Raw genomic sequence first — 14041 nt, 5'->3', positions numbered from 1 at the left:
TAGGGGCCGCCTAAAAACCCCATGCACGGACAGCTTCCAGAGCCACCCCCCGGCCACCACCAAAGTCAGTGGGCCTATGAACGGCATCCTTCCCACGGGCTACTCCTTCCCCATCAAGCGGGGATTCGAGCTTTGTGTCAGCTGACCCAGCCGGGTGTGGGTCAATCTGTCGTGCGCTTGGTCCGTCTGGACGGCCTCTTGCGAATCGAACTGCTCAGGGGAGCGTTTCTTGAGGTTTTCAAGCATCACGATGTGCTGAGGGTGCAGATCGTTGAAACGGCTGAGGGGGTCAGGCAAATCGGACGCAGCAACTGGCTGCCAGAACTGACAGTCACGGATCTGTCTCCGCTCGATCGACTCTCCCAGGAAGCGGAGTATCGTCGGTATTTCTCCGAAGAGACCGAGCGTATCCTTGATCTTGCCCATGACCCCTTGGTTCGAGGTCGGTTGGTTATTCTCGGGGAGCGATCGCATTTGTTGCTCCTATGCGGGCATAGAATTGTCCTGGATCAGAGCTCGATCGACGGTCTCGCGCGGCAGCTTTTTTCGCTTTACGGAACTCTCTCCGATGGCGCTGGCTTCAGGTCCGCGTTCAGTACGGAGGGAGGTGCTCCATGGCCAGGATCCACGGGTGTTGTTCTTGCCCGTCCCACGGCATGGGACGAGCGTGACCTCACCTATTGGAAGGCCAAACTCGAGGGGGCACCCACGTTGCTGGAGTTGCCGTTGGACCGGCCTCGTTCGCTAACACGCTGTGGACCGGTCGGCTGCGTCACCCATCGGATTTCGTCCCCGCTCAGAGAGGCCCTGGAGCGAATTGGTCAGCAAAGTGACACGAACTTTGAAGCCGTGCTCATCGCTTCGTTCCAGGTGCTTTTGAGTCGTCATACAGGATGCTCCGACCTGCTTCTGGGAGTGCGCATGCTCATGTCTGACACTGCCGGGGAGCCTGGGCTCAGTGGTTTTTCCAACACCATCCCGCTGCGAGGAGATTTTTCCGATGATCCTTCCTTTTTCGAGCATCTCCGTCGAACTGCTCAGACCTTGATGGAGTCGATGGAGCACCCCTCGCTGACCTTTGGACTACTGGTCGAAGCCATGGTCGTTGAGCCGCCCAGAGGACACGCCCCACTGGTTCAATACATGCTGAGCGTCCGTCCGTCCGATACCCGGGTTTCCGCGGTGGGGGAGCTGGAACTTCGGGAACTGGAGTGGCCCCGGGAAAACGCTGGGCTTGATCTCTCGATTTGGGCTGACGTCTCTGCCGAGGAAGTGGTGCTCTCTGCCGACTATCGTATGGATCTCTTCGATCAGGGTTCCATCGTTCGATTGCTTCAGCGGTTCGAGGTTCTGCTCGGCTCGCTGACCCAGTCTCCAGACTTGGCCGTCAGCCGGCATCAGATGCTGACCGAAGGGGAAAGACAGCAGGTCCTGGCGGAGTGGAACCAAACGAGTGGTCAGTATCCCAGTCAATCGACCTATGCCGCTTGTTTCGAGCGAACCGTTTCCGCCATGCCCTCCGCGATCGCCGTATCGGCCGCTGGGAAGGAGATGTGCTACGCAGAACTGAATCGCTCCGCCAACAGGCTTGCGCATTTCCTCCAAAAGTCAGGCGTGATGCCTGAAACGCTGGTCGGTGTGTGCTTGGACCGTTCCTTCGACCTGGCTATCTCCTTGCTCGGCATCCTTAAAGCCGGCGGGGCATTCATGCCCCTGGACCCCGCGTATCCCAAGCAGAGACTTCGGTTGATGATAGAGGATGCGAAGCCTTTGCTCATTCTTACCCACGCCCGCCATCTGGCGGGGCTTCCTGCCGACCCGGCGTCGGTCGTCTGCTTGGATGCTGCTTCGTTCCAAGCGACGCTTGCCAACTGTCCTGCGGACCAGGCCCCCGACAGTCAGGCCGATGCCGATTCCCTCGCCTATGTCATCTATACATCGGGGTCCACTGGCAAACCGAATGGCGTGGAGATTACTCAACGGTCCATGGTCAACCACAGTCACGCAGTTGCCGGTGCGTATCAGCTGAGCACTTCGGATCGAGTGCTGCAGTTCGCAGCGCTGTCTTTTGACATCGCCGTGGAGGAGATCTTTCCAAGCTGGCTCCAGGGATCTGCGGTTGTTTTCAGAAGCGAGGGCGCGATTTCCTCCACCCAGCGGTTTTTTGAGTTCCTCGAGTTGGAACGCATTTCGATCATCAATATACCCACCGCCTACTGGCACCAGCTGGTTGACGATTTGGGCGCGTGCTCGTTCCCGGCTCGGGTTACTCGGGTGGTGGTGGGTGGCGAGCAGGCATCCCTTACGAAATGGAAGGCGTGGCGTGAGCACACCGATCCGAAGGTGAGTTTTTATAATTCCTATGGGCCGACTGAAGCGACGGTCACCTCGACCATTCATAAGTGTGAGAACGCTGGGGACTTGGACTCGCTTCCGATTGGCAAGCCCATCGCCAATACGCGGGTTTACGTCCTAGACTCGCATCGACAGCCCGTCGGGATCGGGGTGGCCGGAGAACTCTTCATCGCGGGTGACTGCCTGGCTCGCGGGTATCGCGGCAATCCTCACCTGACGGCCGAGCGCTTTGTTTCGAACCCGCATGACGATCGGCCCGAAGCCAGAATGTATCGAACGGGAGATCTGGTGCGGTGGACGATCCACGGAAGCCTTGAGTTCCTAGGTCGCGCGGACGCGCAACTGAAAGTGCGCGGGTATCGGATCGAACCCGGTGAGGTGGAGGCTTCGCTTCAGCGACATCCGAACGTGCACTCCTGCGTTGTGGTGGGAGAGGATCGGGGCGACCAGGGAAAGGAACTCGTCGCTTATCTGGTGGCGCGCTCCGCGGTCTCTTTGACAGTCAGCGGACTTCGACAGTGGCTGGCCGACCATGTGTCCGACTACATGATCCCATCCCGGTTCTTCGTCCTGCCGGCTTTGCCTCTCACGCCTGCGGGCAAAGTGGATCGTCGGGGCCTGTCGACATCTCGGGGCGAGGAGCTTCCCGCGGGGAGCGTTCATGCGGCGGCCACCACCCCTCTCGAGTGCGAGTTAGTTAGGGTGTGGCAATCTGTGCTCAACAAGGCCCGGATCGGGATCGATGATCACTTTTTTGACCTGGGTGGAAATTCACTTCTCGCTTCACAGGTGTTTGCGTCGCTTGAATCCGCCTTGGGGAAACGTCTCCCCCTGTCCCTGCTATTCGAAGCCCCGACTATTCGTGCCATTGCCCGGAGGCTGGAAGACCAGGAGTGGAAACCGACGTGGGACTGTTTGGTTCCGTTGCAAACAGGAGTAAGCGGGCAGCCGGTATTTCTGGTTCATGGCATCAAGGGGAACGTGGTCGGATTTCACAGCTTGGCGCGCGAATTGGGGGTTGATCGTCCAGTGTATGGTCTGCAGGCACAAGGCCTCGACGGGGTTCAACCGGCGATCCAAACCATTGAGGACATGGCTCGGCTCTATCTCCAGAGGTTGCAGGCTGTTCATCCGGAGGGGCCTTATCACCTCATCGGCCTTTCGTTTGGTGGCCTGGTCGCCTACGAAATGGCCCAGCAGCTCAAGGCGATGGGACGTAGCGTGGGGCTAGTGGGCATCCTGGATACCTTCCCAACGGGATATGATCAGCATCTCGGGTGGCGGGCCAGGCTGGAGAACTTTTGTGGAACTGTGGTATCCAAGCTCAAGGCGCATTGGACCCTGCACGCTCGAGAAGGGCTACGGGGCCTGCCTTGGATCTTGCGCGAACGCTGGCAGACCTTGTGCCGATGGGTTCAGCCTATCTGGTCTCCTCTTCGCGGGAAGGGAGATTCCGCATCCGGAACAGCCGTCGCGGACCCGTCCGTGTTGGTAGAACGGCTGAATCACCAAGCCTGTGATCGATACGCTGTTTGTCCTTATCCGGGCAAGGTCGCCCTCTTCATCGCGGCCGAGTCCCCCCCATCGATTAAGGAATTATTGCGTAAGGTATGGAAACCGCTGCCGGTCGAGGGGGTTGACGTCTACGAGAGCCCGGGTGACCACAATACCATAGTCGAACCGCCTAACGATCGAGTGTTGGCCGGCAAGCTGCGTTCCTGTCTCAGGGAATTTGAGAATGGTTCCTCGTAGCGTCACTGTTCACTGCAGGCCCCTCTGCTGGCATCCGTTCAATCAACTCATCTCCGTTTCCGGCGGGGTGTCCGATGATCCTGAGAATGCACGTTCTCCGATGAACCAGTCTTCGACCTTTCTTCGCGCCCACGGTGTTTTGCGAAGGAACGTGAGGCTTGATTTCACGGATGGGTTGAACTGAAAGCACCGGATTGGGATCCGCTGTGCCATCTCCCCCCACCCATGTTGCTGAACGAGGTGGTTGATGATGTGCTCCAAGGTGATTCCATGGAGCGGATCGCGTGGGTGGAGGGGAGGATTAGGCATTTCAGATTTCGCAGTCGCGGTTTAAGCCGGTGCTTTCATAAGTGTTTAACAGCGGACGCCTCGTACGGCAAGGTCTTGGCCTTCCCACCGTTTAGACCACCGTGCGGCGGGGGCTGAGGCTGCCGCTTCGGTGGCGGGGTCCTCAGATGCCAACACTACCGGCCGTAACCGCAATGCCAACCGCACGGTGACTCCCACCAAGTATGTCGGCATTTTTCGGGGATCAGCTATCGAGGGAGCGATTGAAAGCCCTGCTCGAGGCGGCAAGATCACGACGAACGTCTGGCACGCCGCCAGGAATGCGGATGGCAAGCTGGTGGCGGGCACCCGGATCGTTCTAAAGCCTGGGTATAATGAAGCAGGACATAAGATCGTCAACGATACCCGCTACCAGGAACTCTCTGTGGATCAGATTGAGAGGTATCTGGCCGAACATCCGGACTCCACCATCGTTGATAATCGTTCCCCCTCGGAATTTGCTGAGGGTCATTTGCCGAAATCCGAGAATCACGATTTGACTGACGAAGCCACCTATAAGAGTGTCTTGTCTAAGTTCGACAAATCTAAGCGGTACGTGGTGGTGAGCAATAGCGGCGGTTATCGCACGATCCGGGCGCTAGACTATTTTGAGTCCCACGATTTTCCTCATGCCGTGGTGCTCAGGGGTGGATTCGGCGCCTGGGTGGATGCGGGTAGGCCTAGCGAGAAATAGAATTTTCGAAAATCTGATCTATGAAGCTGCTCTTCTGTCTAACTAGTGTGGCTGTGGGTTCCGTATTGAACGCCGTGGCTGATTCGACTCGCCACTGGCCGACCTGGCGCGGTCCGTTGGCAACTGGGGTCGCTCCCCATGCCGACCCTCCCACCACGTGGAGCGAGACCAGCAACGTGAAGTGGAAGATCGCCGTGCCCGGACGCGGCACCGCGTCGCCTGTGGTCTGGGAAAACCAGATCTTCATCCTTACCGCCATTCCCACGGGCCGGAAGGGAGAACCAAATCGTCAACCCACTTCTTCGACGACTACCACTGCAGCCTCAACAAAAGCTGTGGCAGAAAGTCGACCCGGGGCGACACCTCAGCCAGATACCAGGCCCAACACCAGCCCCAACCGGACTCGCCGAGCTGGCGAGGGTGGGGGTGGTGCGATGGTAGAGCAGGTCACCGAGGAGCAGCGCTTTTCGGTAATCTCCTACGATCGGGCGACTGGGAAAATCCTCTGGCAGCATTCTCCGCGGACCTTGGTTCCTCATGAGGGGCATCACAAGGATCATGGATTCGCTTCCGCCTCACCCGTGACCGACGGCGAGGTGATGATTGCCTCCTTTGGATCACGGGGGCTTTTTGCATACGATCTCAAGGGGAATCTCCTTTGGGAAAAGGATCTGGGACAAATGACTACTCGAAATACGTTTGGCGAAGGGAGTTCGCCTGCACTGGCCGGGAATACGGTGGTCGTTGTTTGGGACCACGATGGCGAAGGAGACTTCATCGTGGCTCTGGATAAGCGAAGTGGAAAGGAGCTGTGGCGACAGAAGCGCGACGAGGCCACCAACTGGAGCACTCCTTTGATCTTGGAGCACGAGGGACGCAAGCAGGTGGTGGTCAATGGGGGCGTTCGGGTGCGGGCCTATGATCTAAGCACGGGGGCTGCGATCTGGGAGGCGGGCGGCCAGACCAAGAACGTGGTTCCGGCACCCGTCACGGGCCACAACCGAGTCTACGTGATGAGCGGTTGGCGAGGGGCAGCTCTTCAGGCGATCACCCTAGGGAGAACAGGCGATCTTACCGGGACGGATGCGATTGCCTGGAGTCATAACAAGAGCACGCCCTACGTGCCTTCGCCCTTGCTATACGGCGATTGGCTTTACTTTTATGCCCACAACAACGCACAGCTCACCATTCTCAATGCCAAGGATGGCCAGGAGCATTTGAATGCTGAACGCCTCGAGGGCTTGTTCGGAGTCTATGCCTCGCCGGTGGGGGCGGCGGATCGCGTGTACCTCGTGAGCCGCGATGGGGGGACCTGGGTTATCAAGAATGGGCCAGGCCTGGAGGTTCTGGCCAAGAATAAGCTCAACGACGGATTTGACGCCTCACCGGCAGCCGTCGGGAAAGAGCTACTCCTGCGCGGTCGGGAGTTTCTTTACTCACTCGCCGAGGGATCCGGCTCACAATTACAATGAGTTCTGGTGTGTTCAATCGTTTCCTTAATGCCCACTTTGCGCTGGGAGTTGGTGGCGGAGTTCCGGCTCCGTTGTTCGCGCGTCATTGGCTCTTAGCGCCTCGGTTCAATCGAGTGTGACTAGGAAAGGGCTCCTCGGTCTCTCAAAACCCTCGAGAGAGCCAGCCTTCTGGTCGGGCGTCCTCCGTGCTTTCTGTTTTTCTGATGCTCGTGCTCATTGTCCTCGTTACTTTGACGGCGGTAGCTCTCTCGACTGGTGTCTCCTCCTGAGTGGAGCCCACAAGCAGCTCAGCATCTTTACTCTTTCGGGATAACGACGCATCTAACAACACCCGATCGGACCGTTCGTCCGATCGGGTGCCTTTATGCTCGCTGTCCTTCCTTTCCACCTCCCCTTAAATCTACCCAGAGCCGAACCTTTATCGGTTTTGCCCACCAGATCTGTAGGTATCCATTCAGATTCTTTGGTTCTTCGAGTTTATCTCAAAGTCTTTTATATTATGGGTTTGCGTCTGGATACTAAACTGCATCTTGGTTAGAAGTGTAAAAGTCTAATAAACTCTATTGACTTAATAGACAAATGAACCATACTCCACTCTGTTAACTGCGATGAGCGACGTGAACAGGTGTGGCCTCCCTGAGGTTTGGGACTGTGTTGATCACGGTGCATGAATCGCGGGTGGTTCAGGTCGAGAAGAACGAGAAGGTTCGACTCGATCAGGCCTCGTCGCCCGTCGCCAAACCCGGATCGCGTGGATAATCGACCCTCTCGACACATGAAACTCTCTCCTTTCTTAAAACTCAGAAGTCTCTGCGTTCTCCTGGTGGCTCTCACTGCGGCGGGGGATGCAACGGCCAAGAACCTGAAGCTGCTCAATGTCTCCTACGATCCGACCCGTGAGCTGTACGTGGATTTCAACGCCGCCTTCGCCAAGCACTGGGAGGCGAAAACAGGTGATAAATTGGAGGTCCAGCAGTCCCACGGCGGCTCGAGCAAGCAAGCGAGGGCTGTGATCGACGGCTTAAGCGCGGACGTCGTGACGCTAGCATTGGCGTACGATGTGGATGCGATTTCCGAGAAGGCTAAGCTACTCCCCGAGGATTGGCAAAAGCGGCTTCCTCACAACAGTGCGCCCTACACGTCGACGATCGTATTTCTCGTTAGAAAGGGAAATCCGAAAGGGATCAAGGATTGGGACGATGTCGTGAAGCCTGGGGTTGCAATCATTCCGGCGAATCCTAAGACATCAGGCGCAGCACGATGGGCCTATCTTGCGGCCTGGGGCTACGCCCTCAAGAAATCAGGCGGGGACGAGGCTGCCGCGAAGGACTTCGTCGCCAAGTTCTACCGGAACGTTCCGGTGCTTGACTCCGGTGCCCGTGGCGCCACCACTACGTTCATTCAGCGGGGCATTGGTGATGTCCTGGTGGGCTGGGAAAATGAGGCCTATCTGGCACTCAAGGAATTCGGGGCTGACAAGTATGAGATCGTGACCCCGTCGGTCAGCATCTTGGCGGAGCCCACCGTGGCACTCGTTGATAAAGTGGCCAAGAAAAACGGCAATGAGGTCCTGGCGACGGCCTATCTTGAATACCTGTTTTCCGATGAAGGCCAGGAGATCGCAGGTAAACACTTCTACCGCCCGCGCTCCGAGAAGGCTCTGACCAAATACTCCGGTCAGTTCTCCAAAGTGGGTCTCTTCACGATTGATGAGGTCTTCGGTGGGTGGAAGAAGGCTCAAAAGACCCACTTCGACGACGGCGGCGTGTTCGACCAGATCTACAAGCCCTGAAATCACTTTTAAACGAATTGACGATCGAAAATAAAGTATGAGCACCACGCTGATCTCCAAGCCTCAGACCGTAGCAAGTGAGAGTACCCGCACCCGCCGTTCGATCGCCCGCCTGCTCGACCCGCTGGAAGCCATCGCCAGCAAGTCTGTCAATCTGATTAGTAACCATGGCGCGCAGTTCGAGGTGAATGGGGAGACCTATGGGCTGCCTCGCTACCTGTTCATCGGCCCTAAAGGCGGGGCGGAGCCGATCCGCATCGGCATCTTCGCCACCATCCATGGGGACGAGCCGGAGGGTGCCCACGGAATCATCCAGTTCCTGCGGCTGCTCGAGCAGTCGCCGGAAATCGCCCGCGGGTACTGCCTGTTCATCTATCCGATGTGCAATCCCACCGGCTATGAAGACAACACCCGCTGCTCGCGTCGCGGCCGTGATCTCAATCGCGAGTTCTGGAATCACTCGACGGAGCCGGAGGTCCAGTTGTTGCAATCCGAACTATGCACCCACGTTCTTGACGGCATCGTGTCGCTGCATTCGGACGACACCAGCCATGGCGCCTACGGATTCGTGAGCGGCGCCACGTTGACCAAGAATCTCCTGGATCCGGCGCTCGCTGCGGCCAACGAAATTCTTCCGCGCAATAACGACTCGATTATCGATGGATTTACGGCCAAGAACGGCATTATCCGACAAGGCTATCGAGGCATTCTAAGCGCACCTCCGGTGGTGCGACCCCGGCCCTTCGAAATCGTTTTCGAAACTCCCCAAAAAGCCCCCCACTATGCGCAAGTCCAAGCCACGGTGGTGGCTTTGACGACCATCCTCACGGAGTATCGCAACCTGGTGTCCTACGCGGCCAACCTCTGATCTCATGAGCCGCTGGCGACAAAAGAGTGTGCTTCCGGGATTCGGGCTTTCGCTGGGCTACACGATGGTCTACCTGACCCTGATCGTGCTTATCCCGCTCGCCGGCACTTTCCTCAAAACCTCGAGCATGTCCTGGGGGCAGTTTTGGGACACGGTCACCTCATCGCGTGTCTTGGCCTCCTACAAGCTGACCTTTGGCGCCTCCTTCCTCGCGGCTCTGGTGAATCTGGTCTTCGGACTGCTGGTTTCGTGGGTGCTCGTGCGCTATGACTTTCCGGGACGCCGAGTGGTCGACGCTCTCGTGGACCTGCCCTTTGCACTGCCCACAGCGGTCGCCGGCATCGCCTTGACCGCAGTTTATTCCACGAACGGTTGGATTGGGTCGCGACTCGAACCTCTGGGGATCAAGGTGGCGTTCACTCCCCTGGGCGTCTGGCTGGCGTTGACGTTCATTGGGCTGCCCTTCGTGGTGCGCACTGTGCAACCCGTGCTCGAGGACATGGAGCCTGAGTTGGAGGAGGCGGCCGCCAGCCTGGGGGCGACGCGATGGCAGACGTTCCATCGAGTGATCCTCCCCATGCTCTATCCTCCACTGCTAACGGGCTTTGCCTTGTCTTTCGCCCGCGCCCTCGGGGAGTACGGCTCGGTGGTGTTCATCTCGGGGAATATGCCCATGAAGACGGAGATCACTCCGCTGCTGATCATTACCAAGCTGGAGCAGTATGACTACGCGGGTGCCACTGCGATTGCCGTAGTGATGTTGGTGACCTCCTTCGTCCTTCTCCTGTCCATCAACGTGCTCCAGTGGTGGGGAAGCCGATATCACCAAGCCGTCTGAGCCTTCGCTAACCCATGCACACCACCTCCTCACTCAGTCACGGTCCGCGACACCCCGCCACTCGGCGTGCGACCGCGGAACCCGCCTGGGTGCGGGTTATGCTGATCGCGGCGGCCCTGTTGTTTCTGGGTTTGCTGTTGGTGGTTCCGTTGGCCTCGGTGTTCGCTCATGCCCTGAGCAAAGGCTTCGGCCCATACTTTTCTGCGTTTACCGATTCCGTGACGCTGGCGTCGATCCGACTCACGTTGTTGGCCGCCGCGATTGCAGTCCCACTCAACCTGGTGTTCGGGGTGTGTGCGGCGTGGGCCATCGCCAAGTTCGACTTCCCGGGCAAGAATCTGCTGATCACCTTGATCGACCTGCCTTTTTCCGTCTCCCCGGTGATCTCGGGTCTGATCTATGTTCTGCTGTTTGGCGCGCAGGGACTACTGGGACCGACGCTACAGAACCACGATATCAAGATCATCTTCGCCGTCCCCGGGATCGTGTTGGCCACCATCTTTGTCACGTTCCCCTTTGTTGCGCGTGAGTTGATTCCCCTGATGCAGGCCCAGGGCAAGAGTGAGGAAGAGGCAGCCATAGTTCTGGGGGCGAGCGGATGGCAGACCTTCTGGCGCGTAACCTTACCCAATATCAAATGGGGTCTGGTCTATGGGGTCATTTTATGCAATGCCCGCGCCATGGGCGAATTCGGGGCTGTGTCGGTTGTCTCGGGTCATATCCGGGGCGAAACCAATACGATGCCCCTTCACGTTGAAATCCTTTACAACGAATACAATTTTGTTGCTGCGTTTGCAGTGGCCTCGCTACTGACGATGCTTGCCCTGGTCACCTTGGTCCTGAAGACCTGGGTCGAATGGCAAGAATCTCACAGCGAGCATACGGAACCTCCCGCCGCCACTTCCGCATCCCTGTCATGAGCATCGAAGTTCGCAATATCACCAAACGATTCGGTTCTTTCACGGCTTTGAACTCGGTGAGCCTGGAAGTGCGCTCCGGTGAGTTGATCGCGCTCCTGGGGCCTTCGGGCTCCGGTAAGACGACGCTGCTGCGCATTATCGCGGGGCTGGACTTCGCGGATCCGGGCTCGGCCCAGGTGTTTTTCCACGGGGAGGAAGTGACGAATCGGCGTGCGAGTGAGCGAAAAGCGGGCTTCGCCTTTCAGCACTATGCGCTGTTCCGGCACCTCACGGTGTTTGAGAACATTGCCTTCGGACTGCGTGTTCGCCCGCGGGAGACCCGTCCGCCGGAGGCGGAGATCCGCCAACGGGTGACTCGGCTTTTGCAGCTAATCCAGTTGGAGCCCCTCGCTGGCCGGTATCCGTCCCAGCTCTCCGGAGGCCAACGGCAGCGTGTCGCGCTGGCGCGGGCGCTGGCCGTGGAGCCCAAAGTCTTGTTGCTGGATGAGCCGTTCGGAGCGTTGGACGCCAAGGTCCGCAAGGAGCTTCGACGTTGGCTCCGACGCCTGCACGATGAGATTCACATCACGAGCATCTTTGTGACGCATGATCAGGAGGAGGCGTTGGAGGTCGCGGATCGCGTCGTGGTGATGAACGAGGGGCGCATCGAGCAGATTGGCACACCCGAGGAGGTGTACGACGAGCCGGCAAATGCCTTTGTCTTCGACTTCCTGGGCAATGTGAATCTTTTTCGATCGCGAATCGCCCACGGTAGCATCAAGGTGGGCGACACGGAGATTCACGTGCGCAAGACCGAGCCGGCCGCCGCATCGGATGCGCCTGCTTCCGTCTACTTCCGGCCTCACGATGTCAAGATCACCACGACCCCAGGCGCCAGCGCCAGCGTGGAGGCGCAAATCCTTCACGTGAATGCCGCGGGTCCGGTGGTGAAGTTGGATCTCAAGCGCACCGATGATGGCAGCGCGTTCGAAGTCCAGGTGCCCCGCGACGAATGGCGAGGCCTTAATCTCCAGGCGGGAGTTCGTGTTTACGTCCATCTGCAGCGCGTGCGCGTGTTTTCGGACAACCAATCCATCCCAACGGAGGATTTCCACATTTGAATCGTTACCGAATCAAACTCAACACCACCCGACTATGGCTCGCATCTACAACGAGAGGATCAAGAGTGTCCCGCTCAGCGGCCTGGTGCTGTGCGCCTCAAGCCTTTGGTTTAGTGGCTGCTCCAACGAGTCAACCGCACCTCGCTCGGATGTTCGCGTGGCTGAGGGTGCCTCCGCCGGGGTTCCTGGGGCTGTGGCCGCATCGGCCGAAACCGATCGGTTGAAGGCGGAGGAGGCTCGCTTGTCGGCGCTGACCAATCAGATCGCCACGGCTCAGCGAGCTCAATCCGAAGTCGTACAAAAGCTCCTTTCGAGGATCGAGGAGTTGGAGAAGCGCGATGGAGAACGAAGTGCGGCTGTCCAGGCGGTTCAAGCCGCATCGGAATCTCAAATCAAGGCGCGCGAGAACGAGATCAAGAGTTTGGCCACGAAGGAGACCGAGTGGCTCAGGAAAGTTTCGGAGCTGGAGACCAAGATCGCGTCCCTTCAAGCCGGACGGGTGCTGCCGGAGATCACCCTGCCCGCGGAGGATGCGCCGACCACCCGTGAACTCGACCAAAAGATACGCATCGCCGAGCGCAACAACGAGCTGGCTGCCGAGGCCGCTGCGGCGCGGGCCAAGGAAGCCCCCCGCCTGACGGCTGGGCCTTCCGGTTTCGGTCTCAGCTCGGCCGACACCAATTATGTGCTGAAACTACGCGGTCTGGTCCAGCTCGACACCCGATCCTTCTTGCACGACAACCCGCTGTCCGAGGGCAATGACACATTCCTGTTGCGCCGGGTTCGCCCAATCGTGGAGGGAACCGTATTCCGTGACATTGATTTCCAATTCGTTCCCGACTTCGGCGGCTCCGCGGTTCAAATTGTGGATGCGAACCTCACCTACCGTTTCCGTCCTGAGCTGCAGCTCAAGGCCGGCAAGTTCAGGGGGCCGGTGGGCTACGAGAATTTGCTGGCAGACGCGACATTGCCCTTCAACGAACGATCATTTGTGACGGGGTTGGTTCCGTCGCGCAGCCTTGGTGTGCAGTTGGGGGGAGAGGCCCTGGATGGACTCCTGAGCTACTCGGCCGGTGTGTTCAATCTGGGCGGTGATGGTCGCAGCGCGGCCACTTCAGATTTCGGAGATGACAAAGAAATAGGCGGCCGATTTTTTGTGCGGCCATTCAAGGCGTCCCAGACCACCGCTCTTCAGGGCTTCGGGTTTGGAGTGGGGGGCAGTTATAGCCAGGTGAGTTCCAATGCGTCGGGATTGCCGGCGACCACGGGAGGCGCTCGACCGGGGTACCTAACTCCCGGGGCTCAACAATTCTTTGCCTATAACCCATTGAACGGTGCGACCGTGGTAGCGGATGGGGATCAATGGAGGCTGTCTCCCCACCTCTCCTACACCTGGGGTTCCTTTGGGCTCTTGGGGGAGTACGCGGTTTCCCACCAATCCGTGCTCTCCGCCCTCAACAACAGTCCCATTCGCCGCCTCGCGGGGCTTGATCACCAGGCCTGGCAGCTGGCGGTTCAATGGGTGCTGACCGGTGAACCGGCATCCTTTCACGGCATCACCCCGAATCGACCGTTCCGGCCGGGATCTGGCGGATGGGGTGCCTGGCAGTTGGTGGGACGCTTCGGGCAGCTGGAGATCGATGATGACACCTTCCCCAACTTTGCCAACGCCGCCAATTCCGCCAGCGGAGCCACTTCCTGGGCGGTAGGGATCAATTGGTGGCTGAACCGCAACCTGCGCCTCCTGACGAGCTATTCACACACGACGTTTGAGGGCGGTGGAAACTTCAGCCCCTTGGACTCCTCCACCTTCACGCCACCGGCGACGGTGAGTGCGCAGGACGAAAACGTCATTTTCACCCGCATGCAGCTCTCATTCTGATCAGCGCCCATGCCCTTTTCGAAACCCATTCACGCCTTTGC

11 protein-coding genes are annotated in these 14041 nt (G+C 58.6%); 10 read left to right on the top strand and 1 reads right to left on the bottom strand.

Annotation, left to right across the window (positions count from 1 at the left end):
• Positions 1 to 21: 21 nt before the first annotated feature.
• Entirely contained in the window at positions 22 to 4107 is a 4086-nt protein-coding gene (locus JNN07_11960) for an amino acid adenylation domain-containing protein (protein MBL9168448.1), read from the top strand.
• A 42-nt stretch (positions 4108 to 4149) separates the two neighbouring features.
• Here the strand turns inward: JNN07_11960 and JNN07_11955 are convergent, their stop codons facing one another.
• A complete protein-coding gene (locus JNN07_11955; protein MBL9168447.1) occupies positions 4150 to 4416 on the bottom strand; it encodes a DUF2132 domain-containing protein in 267 nt (88 codons plus the stop codon).
• 130 nt (positions 4417 to 4546) lie between these two features.
• Here JNN07_11955 and JNN07_11950 point away from each other — a divergent pair, with 130 nt between their 5' ends.
• The 9 genes from JNN07_11950 (at position 4547) to JNN07_11910 (ending at position 14000) form a co-directional block, all read left to right on the top strand.
• Complete coding sequence (locus JNN07_11950; GenBank protein ID MBL9168446.1) at positions 4547 to 5128, top strand: rhodanese-like domain-containing protein; 582 nt, start codon at positions 4547 to 4549, stop codon at positions 5126 to 5128.
• 20 nt (positions 5129 to 5148) lie between these two features.
• Positions 5149 to 6600 (top strand): PQQ-binding-like beta-propeller repeat protein, encoded by a 1452-nt coding sequence (locus JNN07_11945; GenBank protein ID MBL9168445.1) that lies wholly within the window; start codon positions 5149 to 5151, stop codon positions 6598 to 6600.
• A 627-nt stretch (positions 6601 to 7227) separates the two neighbouring features.
• The gene (locus JNN07_11940; protein MBL9168444.1) at positions 7228 to 7359 is read left to right on the top strand and encodes a YezD family protein; all 132 of its coding nucleotides are present in this window, start codon (positions 7228 to 7230) and stop codon (positions 7357 to 7359) included.
• Between the two features lie 16 nt (positions 7360 to 7375).
• The gene (locus tag JNN07_11935) at positions 7376 to 8392 is read left to right on the top strand and encodes a sulfate ABC transporter substrate-binding protein (GenBank protein ID MBL9168443.1); all 1017 of its coding nucleotides are present in this window, start codon (positions 7376 to 7378) and stop codon (positions 8390 to 8392) included.
• A 37-nt stretch (positions 8393 to 8429) separates the two neighbouring features.
• The gene (locus tag JNN07_11930) at positions 8430 to 9260 is read left to right on the top strand and encodes a succinylglutamate desuccinylase/aspartoacylase family protein (GenBank protein ID MBL9168442.1); all 831 of its coding nucleotides are present in this window, start codon (positions 8430 to 8432) and stop codon (positions 9258 to 9260) included.
• Between the two features lie 4 nt (positions 9261 to 9264).
• Positions 9265 to 10098, top strand: a complete 834-nt coding sequence (cysT, locus tag JNN07_11925; GenBank protein MBL9168441.1) for a sulfate ABC transporter permease subunit CysT — start codon at positions 9265 to 9267, stop codon at positions 10096 to 10098.
• A gap of 14 nt (positions 10099 to 10112) precedes the next feature.
• Positions 10113 to 11018, top strand: a complete 906-nt coding sequence (cysW, locus tag JNN07_11920) for a sulfate ABC transporter permease subunit CysW (protein ID MBL9168440.1) — start codon at positions 10113 to 10115, stop codon at positions 11016 to 11018.
• On the top strand, positions 11015 to 12118 hold the full coding sequence (locus tag JNN07_11915; protein ID MBL9168439.1) for a sulfate ABC transporter ATP-binding protein: 1104 nt from the start codon (positions 11015 to 11017) through the stop codon (positions 12116 to 12118). The genes cysW and JNN07_11915 overlap by 4 nt, the downstream gene beginning before the upstream one ends.
• 34 nt (positions 12119 to 12152) lie before the next feature.
• On the top strand, positions 12153 to 14000 hold the full coding sequence (locus JNN07_11910; GenBank protein MBL9168438.1) for a hypothetical protein: 1848 nt from the start codon (positions 12153 to 12155) through the stop codon (positions 13998 to 14000).
• The last annotated feature ends 41 nt before the right edge of the window (positions 14001 to 14041 follow it).

The sequence above is a fragment of the Verrucomicrobiales bacterium genome (assembly GCA_016793885.1).
Taxonomy (GTDB): Bacteria; Verrucomicrobiota; Verrucomicrobiia; order Limisphaerales; family UBA11320; genus UBA11320.
Note: the sequence above shows the minus strand (reverse complement) of the source record. Positions and strands in the feature narration are given on the sequence as shown.

Excerpts from the sequence above, each read along its gene's own strand:
- JNN07_11955 (MBL9168447.1), bottom strand. The coding sequence starts at position 4,416 with ATGCCTAATCCTCCCCTCCACCCACGCGATCCGCTCCATGGAATCACC.
- JNN07_11910 (MBL9168438.1), top strand. The coding sequence starts at position 12,153 with ATGGCTCGCATCTACAACGAGAGGATCAAGAGTGTCCCGCTCAGCGGC.
- JNN07_11930 (MBL9168442.1), top strand. The coding sequence starts at position 8,430 with ATGAGCACCACGCTGATCTCCAAGCCTCAGACCGTAGCAAGTGAGAGT.
- cysW (MBL9168440.1), top strand. The coding sequence starts at position 10,113 with ATGCACACCACCTCCTCACTCAGTCACGGTCCGCGACACCCCGCCACT.
- JNN07_11960 (MBL9168448.1), top strand. The coding sequence starts at position 22 with ATGCACGGACAGCTTCCAGAGCCACCCCCCGGCCACCACCAAAGTCAG.
- cysT (MBL9168441.1), top strand. The coding sequence starts at position 9,265 with ATGAGCCGCTGGCGACAAAAGAGTGTGCTTCCGGGATTCGGGCTTTCG.
- JNN07_11945 (MBL9168445.1), top strand. The coding sequence starts at position 5,149 with ATGAAGCTGCTCTTCTGTCTAACTAGTGTGGCTGTGGGTTCCGTATTG.
- JNN07_11935 (MBL9168443.1), top strand. The coding sequence starts at position 7,376 with ATGAAACTCTCTCCTTTCTTAAAACTCAGAAGTCTCTGCGTTCTCCTG.
- JNN07_11915 (MBL9168439.1), top strand. The coding sequence starts at position 11,015 with ATGAGCATCGAAGTTCGCAATATCACCAAACGATTCGGTTCTTTCACG.